The organism is Lacrimispora sp. (assembly GCF_032078915.1).
In the GTDB taxonomy this organism is placed as follows: Bacteria; Bacillota; Clostridia; order Lachnospirales; family Lachnospiraceae; genus Lacrimispora.
Genome location: NZ_DAMAUN010000009.1, coordinates 92,949 through 106,370, shown reverse-complemented (window position 1 = coordinate 106,370; position 13,422 = coordinate 92,949). Strand labels below are relative to the sequence as shown.

The window sequence follows — 13,422 nt, the reverse complement described above, 5'->3', positions numbered from 1 at the left end:
GCCCTCATTGGGAGCGCTCAGCATGCTTTCGCAAATATCCGTATAGCGGGAGGCTTCCATACCGACTGCCAGAAAACCAAGGCGCCGCCGTTTTGATAAATCATATAAGGCCCTGCATGCCACCACCTTGTCGGATTTATTATTTAAGTAAAGTCCTCCCGTTCCCGCAGGTTCCCGTAGCCATACCACATCCCCCTTGGCATCATGGGCAGCCTGATAAACCGGCAGCTTTCGTATTTCCTTAAGGTTTTTGTTATGAACACTGGCGTCCCGGCTTATGTAAAAAGGCTGCGCCCCGTTTTCAGGATAGAGAATCACTGTTTTAATCTGGCTTTTGATTGCCAGCATATCCTGAAGAAAGGTGACTGGAGTCTGCTTTGACCAGAATAAAGGATCCCGTTTCAGCTCAATGGCCGGAGTGGTCAGTACCTTATGAATATCTGTATTTACAGCAAAATAGGTGGCAACATCCTGCACATCCTGCTGTAAGTAAACGATATCGTCGCATATGGTCTGGGTAAACCGCTGGTAAAGAGAGATATTTTCCTCCATGGTCGTACGGTAGGTGCGGCCATAGAGGAATATGGCCCCGGCTATTACCACAGGAACCAAAACCATGTAGATGGCTAACATCATCTTATGGCGTATCATCAGCTTTTTCGTAATCCTTTTTGAAAGGGAATTCATCTTTCCTTCCATGGGCCACCCCCGTTTTTTCCTCTAGTTTAACCTTTTACAGCTCCCATGGCAACGCCTTTTGTGATGTACTTATTTAAAATCACATAGATAATGACCATTGGCGCTGCGGTCAAAGCCATTACTGCAAACTGAACCGCATAGTTGGAGGAGTAAAGCCCTGTAAATTCCAGCACGGAAAAGGGAAGGGTCTTCCATTTTGGACTGCTCAAATAGGTGCTTGCCATCATAAATTCATTCCAATTGTTCAAGAAAGTCATGATGGAAACCGTGACCAGGGAGGATTTCAGCATTGGCGTAATGACTACCACAATGATCCGGTAGATGCCGCAGCCATCCATTAAGGCCGCCTCCTCAATTTCCCTTGGGATGCTCTCCATAAAGCTGCAGGTGAGAAACAGGCCCTGGGGCAGGGAAAATGCAATATAGGGAATCAACAGGGCCCACATGGTATCGGTTAGGCGGAGTTTGTCATAAATCACATAATTAGGAAGCAATGTGGCATGGATGGGAATCATCATGCCAAGCAGGATTAAGTTCCTTACCAGGCCGGACAGCTTCCAGTGCATTCTGGTACAGGCAAAGGCCATCATAACGGAAATTACCAGAACCAAAAGGACTGCCAGCACGTTTATGAGCAGGCTGTTCTTAAAATACAGCAGGAAATGGCCGTCTACAAACGCCTTTATGTAATTATCCCATTTTATCACCTTGGGAATGATCAGCAGTCCATTGGTAAACATCTCATTGCTGCTGGCAAGAGAAAAGTCTAAAAGCCAGACCAGCGGGAATATCTGGATCACAGCCACAGCTGCCAGAATGATCCATAACAAGAGGCCTCCCACCGTTATGTTTTTTATCTTCATTCTTTATCCCTCCTTCTCTTCCCGGAAAAGCCGGTTTAAAATCTGGGTTGCCAGTATGCAGATGATCACAAACACCACGCTGATGGAATTGCCGTAGCCATAGCGGAAAGCACTGAAGGCCTGTTTGTATAAATAGTTTGCCATAAACTGAGTCTCATTGCCCGGACCTCCATTGGTCAGGAGGTACACGGTTTCCATCTGTTTTAAAGCGGAGATAATGGCCAGGGTCACATTGACCTGGATGACCGGCTTCATAAGAGGCAGGGTAATTCTTAAAAAGGTCTGACGGCTGTTTGCTCCGTCAATGGCCGCCGCCTCATAAAGACCGGGATCAATGTTCTTGATTCCCGTATAGTAGATGAGCATTCCCCAGCCAAAGCCATGCCAGATTAAAACCACCAGAACCGACCAAATGGCTCTCCCGCTTCCCAGCCAGTTGGTATCGCCTCCAAAACCCAGGGCCTTTGAGATGTTGTTTAACAGACCGAAATTAGGATTGTAGATAAACTTCCACAAATAGGCGATCACCGCTACGGAGATGACGTTAGGAAGGAAATAAACACACCGGAAGAAGCCTTCCGCCCTGTGACCCAGCCGGTCTAAAAGCGCTGCTGTCATGATAGCAAGGGGATGCTGGATCACTACAAAGCCAGCCGCCAGAAGAAGGGAGTTACGCAAGGAATACCAGAACGCCTTCTCCTGAAACATTTCTTTATAATTGGCAAATCCAATGAAATGATAAGCCCCCAGACCGCTGAAGTCCGTAAAACCATAGTGAACACTTAAAAGTATGGGGGCAAGTATTGCAAATACGAACATGGCCACCCCCGGAAAGACCAGGGTGAAAATAATCCCTTTATTGCTGTACGCCTTCTGCATATATTTCCTCCTTCGAGATTTTTTCACGGAAACCTATGGCCGCCTCCGTTTACCGGCAGGCGGCCATGATGAATGACTCACTTACTTACATGCAGCTTCCAGGCCCTTTAAATACTCCTCAGCAGTGATCTTTCCAATGGCTGCCTCCTGTACCAGATCCTCACTGATTGTCTTGAATTCAGAAGTTCCCATATCACCTATAGGAGTTCCAGATAAGTTGGAAGCATGGCTGACAATGTCGATGAACTGCTTCTGAGGCTCTGTTTCTTTACCAGTTGCAAACTGGGCAAAATCCTGAGCGGACATACAAACTCCGTTTTCCCATGCGACCTTGGTCCAGCCCTCCGGACGGAACATATAATTTAAGAGCTTAATGGCCTCTTCTTTATTTACTGCCCCGGCCGTTACGGAGTATCCGCCTCCGTTCCATGCTGCAATATCAGTCTCACCGCCCTGTCCGCCGTCAATTACGGGCATGGTGAACACCCGGATATTGTCGCGGATTTCTGCCGGAATGTCCTCATTGGTAGCCATGCTCATTTCCCAGCTTCCCATGTAGAACATCGCCGCCTGGCCATTGGCAAACAGGTTCTTGGCTGTGCCATAGTCTGTTGTTTCAAAACCGGTCTGGAATAAGCCCTTTTTAGCGGTATCCACTAAAATCTCCGTTGCCTTTTTAAAGGTGGGATCGGAAAAATCCTTAGAAGCAATGGCATCATGTGTTTTCTGCATAACGCCCTTGCCATCCAGCTTCTGCATCAAATCCGTCACATAGATATAAAGAGGCCATTTGTCTCCCCCATCCATGGAAACAGGAATGATTCCCTTGGCCTTAATCTTCTCTCCTAAAGCCAGAAGCTCATCATAGGTCTTGGGCACGGACCAGCCGTTTTCATCAAATATGGCTTTATTATAGTAGAAAGACATAACATCCGTATTCCGGGCCAGGCCATAAAGCTTTCCATTCCGTGAAAATCCATCCAGGGATCCATTGATAAAGCCATAGTCCTTATAGTCATCCTTATTTAATTCTGCCAGAAGTCCGGCGTCCATCACCTCATCGATAAATCCCGGCTGTCCCCAAACACTTACCAGATCAGGCATCTGGCTTCCTGCTGCGTAGGCCTTGAACTTGGTTTTATAGGCTTCATCATCCAGGGCTTCCACATTGATTTTTACATTTGGATTCTCCGTCATATAAGCGTCAAAAAGCGTCTGCTCCACCAGCCCCTGGCCTGAAGTTCTGTCCGGAAGGTTGGTAAATACCTTTAAGGTAACCTCTCCGGCAGCCGTATCTCCTGCTTTTTCTCCCTTGGTTTCTGCACTCTGGCCCTTGGTTTCTGCTGCCTTTGTTTCAGCTGCCGGTGCGGTTGTCTCCGATTTGGTGCCACCGCTTCCTCCGCAGGCCGTTAAGGCACAAGCCATTGCAACTGCCATTGCGGCTGATAAAAATCTTTTTCTCATATAAGCCTCCTCCATTCTCCTTTTGTTCACTTCTTATAATTATCCTGTTATAAAAGCGTACAAAAGCATCTCTTTTATTTTATACCATCAGTATAGCAGTTCAAATATAGTTATTTAACACATAATCTTTCAAAATGGTAGACTATTTTTTATTGTTTTTCACAATCCCTCCCAAAAATCCTCCACTGGGTAAGGGCTGGGAAAGGAGATTTCTCCTCTGACTTTTTCAGTTCCTTCAGCTTTACCCAGGAAATGGTCCTGGGAATAAAGGAAAAGCTTTGCCAGCTCCCGGTCTTTTCCATGAAAAGGCGTATCGCAGTTCCGTCGGAGAATTCCAGAGCCGCCTCCTTCCAGTAATTGTCATGAGGGAAATCTGCGCGTATTAAAATTTCCGCCCGGTCTGCCAGCACCCTGCGGCCAAAATCAATTCTTATTTCTGCTTCCGGATCCTCATTATCTCCCCAGCTGGTATAAGGCCATTCTCCATGAAACGTATTCTCACATCGTCCGTCAATGGTATTTCTTGCAGCAAACACAGATTCTCCTCGGGTTTCCACAGAGGCAGTGCAATGGGGATAAACGGAGGTTTCTCCTCTGTGGTCCAGCGGATTCTCACTTAAATTGCGGTAAGCTCCCCAACACTGGCTGCTCACCGCCTCCACCCGGATCCCTCGTTCCTCTCCAAAGGCCTCTGCCGAATAGGCCTGGGCCTCCTCTCCAAAAGGAACCGGAAATTCCATGGCATGATCCTCCAGCCACACCTCCGCCTCAGGAAGGGCCGGGGAAAGGGATACCTTTAGGGGACAGGGAAGGCGCCGGCTTTCAATCCGGATGACATCGCCAGGCTCATAGGGAGAAGAAGGCCGAAGTTCTGCCCGTCCCTCTCCCTCCTGCCGCTGCCTGATTCTTCCCTGTTTATCAAAAACCATGATTCGGAAAAAATCTTTCATCAGCTTACAGCTCCTTTTTCAGTTCTTCTACGATTCCCACACTTGCCGTAGATCCGATCCTGGAAACTCCAAGCTCTATCATGGCAAGGGCTGTCTCTAAGTTACGGACTCCGCCTGCCGCCTTTATCTGAATTTCGTCGCCTACCATGCGTTTCATTAGCTGAATGTCCTCATAGGTGGCTCCTCCAGTTCCAAAGCCGGTGGAGGTCTTGATAAAATCCGGCTTTACCTCCAGAGCGATCCGGCATAAGGCCTCCTTTTCTTCTTCCGTTAAGTAACAGTTTTCAAAGATAACCTTGGAGATCACCTTATTTCTTCTGCACTCCTCCACAACAGAAGCCATTTCTTTCTCCACATAGCCGTAATTTCTTTCCTTAAGCTCTGTTAAATTTACCACATAGTCAATCTCGTCCGCACCGTTTTTTATGGCATTGGCTGTTTCATTTGCCTTGTTCTCAATTGTAGTCTGGCCTAAGGGAAATCCAATGGCAGCTCCCACATGGACGCCGGTTCCCTTTAATAGTTCCTTGCACAGGACTACCGGAGCCGGATTGATGGCTACCATTTTAAATCCGTAGCTTCTGCTTTCTTCACACAGCTTTTCAAAATCCTTCCGCACCGCATAGGCCCGAAGCTGGGTATGGTCAAAATATGCTGCCAGCTTCTCTGGTGTCATGCTTCTTAACAATTCTTTGTTCATGCCTTTATCTCCTTATTCTGCCAGTTCATAAATAGCCTTTACATCCTTCTCATCAAGGGTCTGAAAGCTTCCCAGCTTCCCATTCATAACCGCCTTTTGGGCCATCACATCAAAGGCCTCCCTGCCAATCCCCGCCTCCTTTAAGGTCACGGAAAGTCCCAGGCTCTTAAAAAAGTTTTCCAGGCAGCAGATTCCCAGACGGATCACCTCTTCTTCCGTTTTATCCTCCGGGCTGATTCCAAATACCTGGCAGGCAAAGCGGGCCATCTTCCCCGGATGAGATTTGCTCACATATTTCATCCATGCAGGAAATACAATGGCAAGCCCGGCGCCATGGGCAATATCATAGACAGCGCTCAGCTCATGTTCAATCCCGTGGCTGGCCCAGTCTTCCATTCTCCCTTTTCCCAAAAGGCCGTTATGGGCTACGTTCCCAGTCCACATCACTTCGGCCCAGGCATCATAATCCTGTGGATTTTCAAGAACTCTGGGGAGATTATGTATCAGGGACCTCATCGCAGCCTCGCACAAGCGATCAGAAAGGTCTGTCTCCTCATTGGGGGAGAAATACCGTTCCATGACATGAGAAAGGATATCCGCGCCTCCGGCTCCGATCTGATTCTTGGGAAGCGTATAGCAAAGCTCAGGATTTAAGATTGCAAACCGCGGATAGAGAAGGCTGGAAATAAAAGAACGCTTATCCGGCCCCTCTTCTCTGGTAATTACACTGCCGTCGCTGCTTTCACTTCCTGCTGCAGGAATCGTTAATACCACACCTATGGGCAGGACGGTTTCCGGTTTCCGGTCTGTGGTATAAAAATCCCACACATCTCCCTTGTAGGGCGCTCCTGCCGCAATGGCCTTTGCGGAATCAATGACGCTTCCTCCTCCTGCCGCCAGAATGAAATCCACTCCTTCCTTCCGGCAGAGGTCAATGCCCTGGCGTACCAGGGAAAGCCTTGGATTTGGGCATACTCCCCCTAATTCTACAAAGGAAACTCCGGCATCCGTTAAAGATTTAACAATTCCGTCATAGGTTCCGGAAGCCTTGATGCTTTTTCCTCCATAATGAAGCAGTGCCTTTTTGGAATAGACAGAAGTCTCCTCACCCACCCGTAAATGAGTCTGTCTGCCAAATATAATCCTTGTCGGGTTATACCATGTAAAATCTATCATTTTATCCTTCCTCCTGTTCTGATAAAAGCCATGCCGCACTGTTCCTGATCCATTTTCCAAATTCAGGATTTTTAAAGGTCTTACCATTGTGTCCTGCACAACAGTAAGCCACCCTTCCTTTTCCGTACCTCCGGACCCAAGCTGCCGGATAGCTCTTTCCTTCATATTGGTACTCCATTACTATCTGGATATCTGCCAGCGGGTCAAGCTGAAACTGATATGCCTCATCCTCTGCACAAAAATCGGAGACGCCCTCCATAACCGGATGGGCTGCCGCCTTTCCCTTATAATGAAGAACCGGAAGCTGTTCATAGGGCGGATGGGATAAGAATTCCCCACCGATCATCTGCCCCAACTCACTGCGGCTCTGGACCGAGATCCCGTTATGTAAAACCAGAAGTCCCCCTCCCATAGAAACAAAGGACAATAATCCGGCAGTTTCCCCATCCCCAAAAGCCGGTTCGTCAAATTCCCCGTAGAGAATGCACAGCCGGTACTGTTTCATAGCCTCACTTTCAAACGCCTCCGGGCGGTCTGTCAACGTGATACAGCATTCCGCAAGAAGTTCTTTTACCTTTTCCCCTGGTTCATAAAGGGGATGGTATCTTGCATCCCATTTTCCAAACATCAAGGCCTCTACCATGGAATCTCCCTCCTTCCTTCATCTCTCATGACCAGCCTTTTTTCATCCTCATGAGCCGGGCAGAGCTCATCCCTGCTCCGGTCCTGAAGAAAATAAAGGACAGCCTGCTGCCCGGTCCCTTTCATCTTCCAGGAGCCGTCATAGCAGAATACCCGGAAGGTATAACCTTCCGGACCCAGGCGGTTCATCTGAATCCTTGCCTGCATATTTCTTGCTGCCCGTACCATATGTTCTCCGTAACGTTCATGATCAAAGCACATATTGTTGCTGGAATCCCTGGTGGTTATATAGCAGATCCGTCTGCCCCCGCCCTGGTCCAAAAGAGGCTTAAGGAGGCGCAGTGCCTTGAGGGGGCCGTTTACATGCTGCTCATAGGCCTGTAAAACGGCTGGCCGTTCCTGGTTTTCATAGATGGTACCTGTCCGGGGAAAGATTCCCTCATCATCACCAAATACCAACAGATCAAGGCCATCTTCCTTCTTAAAAAGGTTCTCTGCTGCCTGGACCTCTCCGTATCCCAGCCGCCAGACCAGCCAGCCCATTTCATTTAAACATTCTTCCGCCTCCCGGCAGACTTCCGTATTTTCTCCACAAATCAATGCTGTTTTCCCCAGCATTTCCACCTCCTTCCGTTTAAAAGCACCATGCCCGTCCGTATACATCCACAACCTGAAGACAAGAGGGCTTCTCTCCTGTGAAATAGGAAAATGCGGCCTCTGCCGACTGGGATGGTTCCAGTTCTCCATTCATAGGTTCAGCCCCTTCCATATAGGTCCGCATCCAGCCCGGATGGTATAAATAGATTCCATAGCCCCGTTTTCCCAAATCGTTATGAAGGATTCTTCCAGCCATGTTGAGAGCTGTTTTTGACATGCAGTAGCCTGTCATGTCTTTACGATGGGCCACGCCGATGCTTCCTGCCTCCGAGGACACAAAGCATATTTTCCGCATCCCCTCCTCCATAAGCGGAAGGAATCTCCGGGTAAGGCACAAGGGGCCAAGGCTGTTAATGTTAAACATTCTTAAGTTCTTCACTAGATCCGCCTCACTCCCCATATCCTGTTCCTGCCACGCCACGCCGGCGTTATGGATCAGCAAGTCTATGACTGCAGTACGGCTTCCGGCAGCTTCAAATGCCCGGGCAATGGATTCATCCGATCCGATATCCAAAGGCAAAAGCTCCAGTCGTCCCGGCCAGGCCCCCTTTAACCGGGAAAGCCAGGGCCATTCCTCCATATACTGCCCTGCCAGTACAAAAAAGTCCTTCTTTAAAAATTCCTCGCAAAGGGCAAAGCCCAGTCCCCGGTCTGCTCCTGTTATGAATACTGTCTTCATCTTTCCCTCAGCCTTTCTCATAATCCATATAAGCCTGCTCCATCAATAGGAAAAATGCCTGCCCTTCCGGAGAAAAGCCTGGTCTGTCAAAGCCCGGTGCGCCGCAGACGCCCCGTACAAAGCCCTGGGGATCCATCTGCCCTTCTGCCGCTCTCCGAAGGCGGTCTGCCTGTTCCTTAAAGCCAGGGCCGGAAAGCCAGCCCTCCTTAAGCCCCCGGTAGATGGTATATGAAGTCATCTGGGATAAATTGGTTTCCACAAAGGAAGAAGGATCATCTACTACATCATGGAACAGCCCATCCTCCCTTACATAGAAAAGCACTCCATCCAACAGTTTCTTCACCCGTTTTTTTATTATTTCCCGCTGCCGCTCATATCCACGATCCGGAATCAGATGCAGGAGCCTTGCTAAGCCGGCCATGGCCCAGCCATTTCCGCTGCCCCAGTGGGCTGCCCTTACATATTCCTTTTTTTCATCATCCCACATATGGCACATCAGGGCTGCCTTATCATCATAAAGAGCATTCCAGTAGCCCTCCGCCTGTTTAAAAGCCTCCTCATAATATCCTGCGGCTGCCAGAAAGGGCGGAAGCATATACATGGAATCCACCCAGAACTGGCGGCTGGTGGTCAGATGGTAAAGAATGCCTTCTTCATTTCTGGGCGCTCTCTCAAGAGTCCATGAAAGCAGAGCCGAAAGCCCTTCCTTCAGAAGAGGCTCTCCACAGGAGCGGCAGGCAGCAAGCAGGGCTTCTCCCACGGAGCAGGGATCTGTCACCCCATCCGTTACTCCGATCGTGGCAGCCCGGCCATCCTCCAGCCTTCTGTATACTGCCTCTCTGGACATGGCTGTCACAACCTCCATCTCGCCCATTTCCAGAAAGGCCTGCATTGCAGTCCCCTGCTCCCAGGAATGACGCTGCATGGAAAGGAGGACCAATGCTCCCTTTCTGATCTGTTCTGCTCTGACCATCACTTATCCGCCTCCTTTTCCCTTTCCATCTCCATCCGGTATTCTCCCAATCCCTGGTTCACTTCCTTTAGTCCTTCATAAGCCTGGTTAAAAATTGTATATAATTTATCATAACGGCCTGCCAGGGATTTTTGAGGCAAAATCTCCCGCACAACAGGATTGATCTTCTTTACTGCTGAAAAATCAGGATAAATGCCAACGCCGACTCCGGCACAGACCGCCGCGCCCAGGCTGGTGGCCTCCTCTAAATAAACCGGAACCTTTAAAGGCATCTGGAAAATATCTGCTAATATCTGAAGCCAGGCCTCTCCCTTGGCTCCGCCGCCGATCACTCTTAAATCATTGATCGCTCTTCCCTGTTTTAAGCTTTCCAGAATGATTCTTAAATTATAGCTCACACCCTCTAAAACCGCCCTGGACAAGTCCTCTTTTGTAGTGGTAACAGACATACCTAAAAAAGCCCCTCTGACGTCAGCATCCCATCTGGGCGATCGCTCTCCCAGAATATAAGGCAGATAGATGACCCCTCCAGCCCCCGGTTCAGCCTTCTTAACTCCTTCGTTGATCCGTTCATAAGGACTTATTAAGGCTTCCTCAGCCTCCATTGTTTCCAGCTGGCAAAGGGTTCTCTTATACCAGTTGTAGGAGTATCCCGCTGCCTGCATGGTTCCGCACGGGGTATAAAGCTCCGGGTCTAAGTGCACCCAGTTAAAGGTTCTAAGCTCCGGATCAAAATAAGGGGATTTGGAAGCCATGGAGATCCAGGAGGAGGAGCCGAGCACATGATAAGCACTTCCCTCTTCTACCACTCCAGCCCCTGCACAGGCACAGCTTCCATCGCCTCCTCCGATCACCACCGGAGTTCCTTCCAAAAGCCCGGTAAGCTCTGCCGCCTCTCGTGTCACCCGGCCCCCTATATCGGTAGAGGGATGAGGTTCCGGCAAAATTGACGGGTCTATATCCAGAGCGCTGAGGATTTCCTCTGACCAGCATTTTTTCCTGATATCAAAAAAATTTGTGCCGGAAGCATCGCTGTAATCTGTTACAATATTTCCGGTCAGACGGAAAATAATATAATCTTTGGCCTGCAGCATCCATCTGCATTTATGATAGACCTGGGGCTCGTGATTCCGGATCCAGAGAAGCTTGGCTGCGGAATAGGAGGCGCTGAGCCTGTGGCCTGTGATTTCATAGCCCCTCCCCATCCCGATCCGTTCCTTCATGAAAGCCTCCTCTTTCCCTGCCCTGGTATCTGCCCAGATGATCATAGGCCGCAGAGGCTTTCCCTGAACGTCCACTGGAAGACAGCCCATCATCTGGGCACTGAAAGAAACCGCTTCGATCTCTCCGGCCGAAATTCCGGATTTTTCAAGAAGCTCTCTGGTAGAGCTGCAAACCGCTTTCCACCAATCCTCCGGATCCTGCTCCACCCAGCCAGGTGCCGGATAATAGGCAGGGTATTCATGGACGCAGCTTGCCGCCATCCTGCCGTCCGTATGATAAAGGGTGGCCTTATTTCCGCTGGTCCCCAAGTCATGGGCTAACATATACTGTTTCATAGGTTCCTCCTTATAAAGACAGCTCCACCAGCGTTGCCGGCATCTCATGCTTTTTATTTACCTTGTCAGGACCTGTCACTAAGTCAAAACAGGAAGCAATGATTTTTCCTTCCCATACAATCGGCTCTCCCGGCTGGTCCAGGCCTCCATCCACTCCGGTGCAGTCTGGACTTTGGGCAATTCTCTCCACACTTCCGTCAGGCGCCACCTTTGCTATGGCATTGGCGCTGAAATCAGCGATATAGAGATTCCCCTCTTCGTCAAAAAACATTCCGTCTGTGCTCTGAAGCTCTGCGGGATTCCGGGCAAATACCTGGTTCTCCTTTAAGCTTCCATCCTCGTGAAAGGTAATCCGGTAAACAGTTCCGTCTCCGAAATTACCCACATAGAGGTTTCCTTCCTTATCAAATACAATTCCATCCGCTCCGTACTGGCAATCCGGATTCTGGGTGATATAGGTTGCAAAAATATGTCGGTCCTCCAGTGTATTGGTTATATGTATTCCTTCTTCCTCAAGGCCGAAACGGTATACGCAGCTTACCAGCTTCCCATCGGGCCGTTTCACCGGATGAAGATAACTCTGGGTAACGTACATAAAACCATCCTTGATTCTGATGCCGTTTGGATGCTCCATATGGTCTGCCACCACCGTGGTCTTTAAAATATTGCCCTCTTCATCTACAGCCACTTTTAAGATCCTGCCTTTGTAAAGAAGATCTTCCCGTTCACTCCAGCCCTGGTTATCGCAAAGATACACATTCCATTCCTCATCAAAGGCAATCCCCATGTTCCTGGCAACTCCAGTCTCCGGATGGACCGGAACATCAAACCACTTTTTCACATTTCCTTCCCGGTCGATCCTCACTACACATCCGGACATGTCATCTTCTGCATAATTGGGGCAGGAAAGCACCAGATTTCCATGGCGGTCTACGGCCATGCCATCCGGGGTACACACATAGTCAGGCAGTACACAAAATAACCGGCTCTCTCTCATCAGCTTTTTCCTCCTTAAAATTTAATTACAATCTTTTTAGTACCTGGTTCTCTGGCTTCCACCAGCTGAAAGGCATCCATACACCGTTCAAAAGAAATCACATGGGAAATAAAATCCATGGGTTCAAGGACTCCCTGGTTGATCCAGGCCATAATCTGGGAATGGGCCTCCCCTTCTTCCTTTTTGCTGGGCCACTGGACAAATTGAAGGGTCCAGTTATAAGGTGCCTGGCTCCAGTCCAATTCCATATTTAGCTTGGGTGATATACCATAACAGCAGATTTTTCCGTTATATTTTACCAGGGGCATTGCCTGGTTAATGAGGGCATTGATTCCCACTGCATCTACCACATAATCCACTCCGTCCGGTATCAGCCTTTTTACTTCATCCCCGATGTCACAGACAGTCGTATTAAAGCTGTAATCTGCCCCCATCCGCTTAGCCTCTTCCACTTTTGCATCTGCAATATCCGTGGTGATCACGGTCTTTAACCCCAGCAGCTTTAAAAATCTGGTAAAGCATAACCCTACGGGCCCTGCCCCAAACACCAGAGCTGTCTCATTGGGCTGGCAGCCGAACCGACGGATCGCACTTAGAACCTCACGAAAGGTGATGATCATGGAAGCGCCAACTGCATCCACCTGATCCTCAGGACGGAGGACCGTCTGGGCTAAATAGGCTTCGCTCCATTCCGGAGTTCCCGGTCCCATGCCATGGCGGATGTAGCTCTGGGCATCTCCCACTACTGCATATTCTGCATAAGCTCCCCAGCCCGGCGTATATCCACCTGTTTCCTTTTCCAGAAGCGGCAGAAGCACCAGGTCTCCTACTTGCAGATTTTCCACCTGCGCTCCTGTCTCCACCACTCTTCCAACTCCTTCGTGACCCAGAATGGCCGGATAAGACAGGAAATTTTTAAATGTGCCATGAATCAGCTTCATATCCGTTCCATTGCACACTCCGCAGCTTTCCAGCTTTACCAGTGCCTGACACGGACCATAATCTGGCTTTTCAATCTCCTCTACGGACAGTTTTCCTGTTTCGTCTACAATCAGTGCTTTCATCCCGTTTTCCTCCTCTTTCCTTCTCCAAATAAAAAAGGTACAATTATCTCCTGATTTTCATGAGATAATTGTACCTTTTTTACAATAATTCTAACACGGTCTTTCTTTTTATTTGGTGTT

General features: G+C 49.0%; 14 protein-coding genes. All 14 read right to left on the bottom strand.

Annotated features, from left to right (window positions below; translation table 11 throughout):
* Positions 1-699 (bottom strand): hypothetical protein (locus RT269_RS05930; RefSeq protein WP_313181214.1); only part of this gene is annotated, 699 nt, incomplete at its 3' end.
* A gap of 26 nt (positions 700-725) precedes the next feature.
* Positions 726-1,562 (bottom strand): carbohydrate ABC transporter permease, encoded by an 837-nt coding sequence (locus tag RT269_RS05925; RefSeq protein WP_025231108.1) that lies wholly within the window; start codon positions 1,560-1,562, stop codon positions 726-728.
* A 3-nt stretch (positions 1,563-1,565) separates the two neighbouring features.
* Positions 1,566-2,441, bottom strand: a complete 876-nt coding sequence (locus RT269_RS05920; protein WP_312443990.1) for a carbohydrate ABC transporter permease — start codon at positions 2,439-2,441, stop codon at positions 1,566-1,568.
* An 81-nt stretch (positions 2,442-2,522) separates the two neighbouring features.
* Positions 2,523-3,905: an ABC transporter substrate-binding protein gene (locus tag RT269_RS05915; protein ID WP_313181213.1), complete on the bottom strand. Its 1,383-nt coding sequence runs from the start codon at positions 3,903-3,905 to the stop codon at positions 2,523-2,525.
* 149 nt (positions 3,906-4,054) lie between these two features.
* Positions 4,055-4,855, bottom strand: a complete 801-nt coding sequence (locus RT269_RS05910; protein ID WP_313181211.1) for a carbohydrate-binding protein — start codon at positions 4,853-4,855, stop codon at positions 4,055-4,057.
* A gap of 4 nt (positions 4,856-4,859) precedes the next feature.
* Positions 4,860-5,555, bottom strand: a complete 696-nt coding sequence (deoC, locus tag RT269_RS05905; RefSeq protein ID WP_313181210.1) for a deoxyribose-phosphate aldolase — start codon at positions 5,553-5,555, stop codon at positions 4,860-4,862.
* Positions 5,556-5,567: 12 nt separating this feature from the next.
* Positions 5,568-6,731, bottom strand: a complete 1,164-nt coding sequence (locus RT269_RS05900; RefSeq protein ID WP_313181208.1) for an iron-containing alcohol dehydrogenase — start codon at positions 6,729-6,731, stop codon at positions 5,568-5,570.
* Between the two features lies 1 nt (position 6,732).
* Positions 6,733-7,374, bottom strand: a complete 642-nt coding sequence (locus RT269_RS05895; protein ID WP_313181206.1) for a ThuA domain-containing protein — start codon at positions 7,372-7,374, stop codon at positions 6,733-6,735.
* Positions 7,368-7,991: a hypothetical protein gene (locus RT269_RS05890; protein WP_313181205.1), complete on the bottom strand. Its 624-nt coding sequence runs from the start codon at positions 7,989-7,991 to the stop codon at positions 7,368-7,370. The genes RT269_RS05895 and RT269_RS05890 overlap by 7 nt, the downstream gene beginning before the upstream one ends.
* A gap of 16 nt (positions 7,992-8,007) precedes the next feature.
* Positions 8,008-8,730: an SDR family NAD(P)-dependent oxidoreductase gene (locus tag RT269_RS05885; protein ID WP_313181204.1), complete on the bottom strand. Its 723-nt coding sequence runs from the start codon at positions 8,728-8,730 to the stop codon at positions 8,008-8,010.
* Positions 8,717-9,682 carry a glycoside hydrolase family 88 protein gene (locus tag RT269_RS05880; protein ID WP_313181218.1) on the bottom strand — a complete coding sequence of 322 codons (966 nt, stop codon included), beginning with the start codon at positions 9,680-9,682 and terminating at the stop codon, positions 8,717-8,719. Before RT269_RS05880 ends, RT269_RS05885 begins: the two co-directional genes overlap by 14 nt.
* Positions 9,682-11,241, bottom strand: a complete 1,560-nt coding sequence (xylB, locus tag RT269_RS05875) for a xylulokinase (RefSeq protein ID WP_313181201.1) — start codon at positions 11,239-11,241, stop codon at positions 9,682-9,684. The genes RT269_RS05880 and xylB overlap by 1 nt, the downstream gene beginning before the upstream one ends.
* Before the next feature lie 10 nt (positions 11,242-11,251).
* Positions 11,252-12,238, bottom strand: coding sequence for an SMP-30/gluconolactonase/LRE family protein (locus RT269_RS05870; protein ID WP_313181199.1), 987 nt, complete (start codon positions 12,236-12,238; stop codon positions 11,252-11,254).
* A gap of 14 nt (positions 12,239-12,252) precedes the next feature.
* Positions 12,253-13,302, bottom strand: a complete 1,050-nt coding sequence (locus tag RT269_RS05865; protein ID WP_313181197.1) for a zinc-dependent alcohol dehydrogenase — start codon at positions 13,300-13,302, stop codon at positions 12,253-12,255.
* Positions 13,303-13,422: the final 120 nt, after the last annotated feature.

Bases quoted from the DNA above. Each gene is read 5' to 3' on its own strand.
- RT269_RS05885 (WP_313181204.1), bottom strand. From the start codon at position 8,730: ATGAGAAAGGCTGAGGGAAAGATGAAGACAGTATTCATAACAGGAGCA.
- RT269_RS05915 (WP_313181213.1), bottom strand. From the start codon at position 3,905: ATGAGAAAAAGATTTTTATCAGCCGCAATGGCAGTTGCAATGGCTTGT.
- RT269_RS05895 (WP_313181206.1), bottom strand. From the start codon at position 7,374: ATGGTAGAGGCCTTGATGTTTGGAAAATGGGATGCAAGATACCATCCC.
- RT269_RS05910 (WP_313181211.1), bottom strand. From the start codon at position 4,855: ATGAAAGATTTTTTCCGAATCATGGTTTTTGATAAACAGGGAAGAATC.
- RT269_RS05880 (WP_313181218.1), bottom strand. From the start codon at position 9,682: ATGGTCAGAGCAGAACAGATCAGAAAGGGAGCATTGGTCCTCCTTTCC.
- RT269_RS05865 (WP_313181197.1), bottom strand. From the start codon at position 13,302: ATGAAAGCACTGATTGTAGACGAAACAGGAAAACTGTCCGTAGAGGAG.
- RT269_RS05900 (WP_313181208.1), bottom strand. From the start codon at position 6,731: ATGATAGATTTTACATGGTATAACCCGACAAGGATTATATTTGGCAGA.
- RT269_RS05890 (WP_313181205.1), bottom strand. From the start codon at position 7,991: ATGCTGGGGAAAACAGCATTGATTTGTGGAGAAAATACGGAAGTCTGC.
- RT269_RS05870 (WP_313181199.1), bottom strand. From the start codon at position 12,238: ATGAGAGAGAGCCGGTTATTTTGTGTACTGCCTGACTATGTGTGTACC.
- RT269_RS05925 (WP_025231108.1), bottom strand. From the start codon at position 1,562: ATGAAGATAAAAAACATAACGGTGGGAGGCCTCTTGTTATGGATCATT.
- RT269_RS05920 (WP_312443990.1), bottom strand. From the start codon at position 2,441: ATGCAGAAGGCGTACAGCAATAAAGGGATTATTTTCACCCTGGTCTTT.
- xylB (WP_313181201.1), bottom strand. From the start codon at position 11,241: ATGAAACAGTATATGTTAGCCCATGACTTGGGGACCAGCGGAAATAAG.
- deoC (WP_313181210.1), bottom strand. From the start codon at position 5,555: ATGAACAAAGAATTGTTAAGAAGCATGACACCAGAGAAGCTGGCAGCA.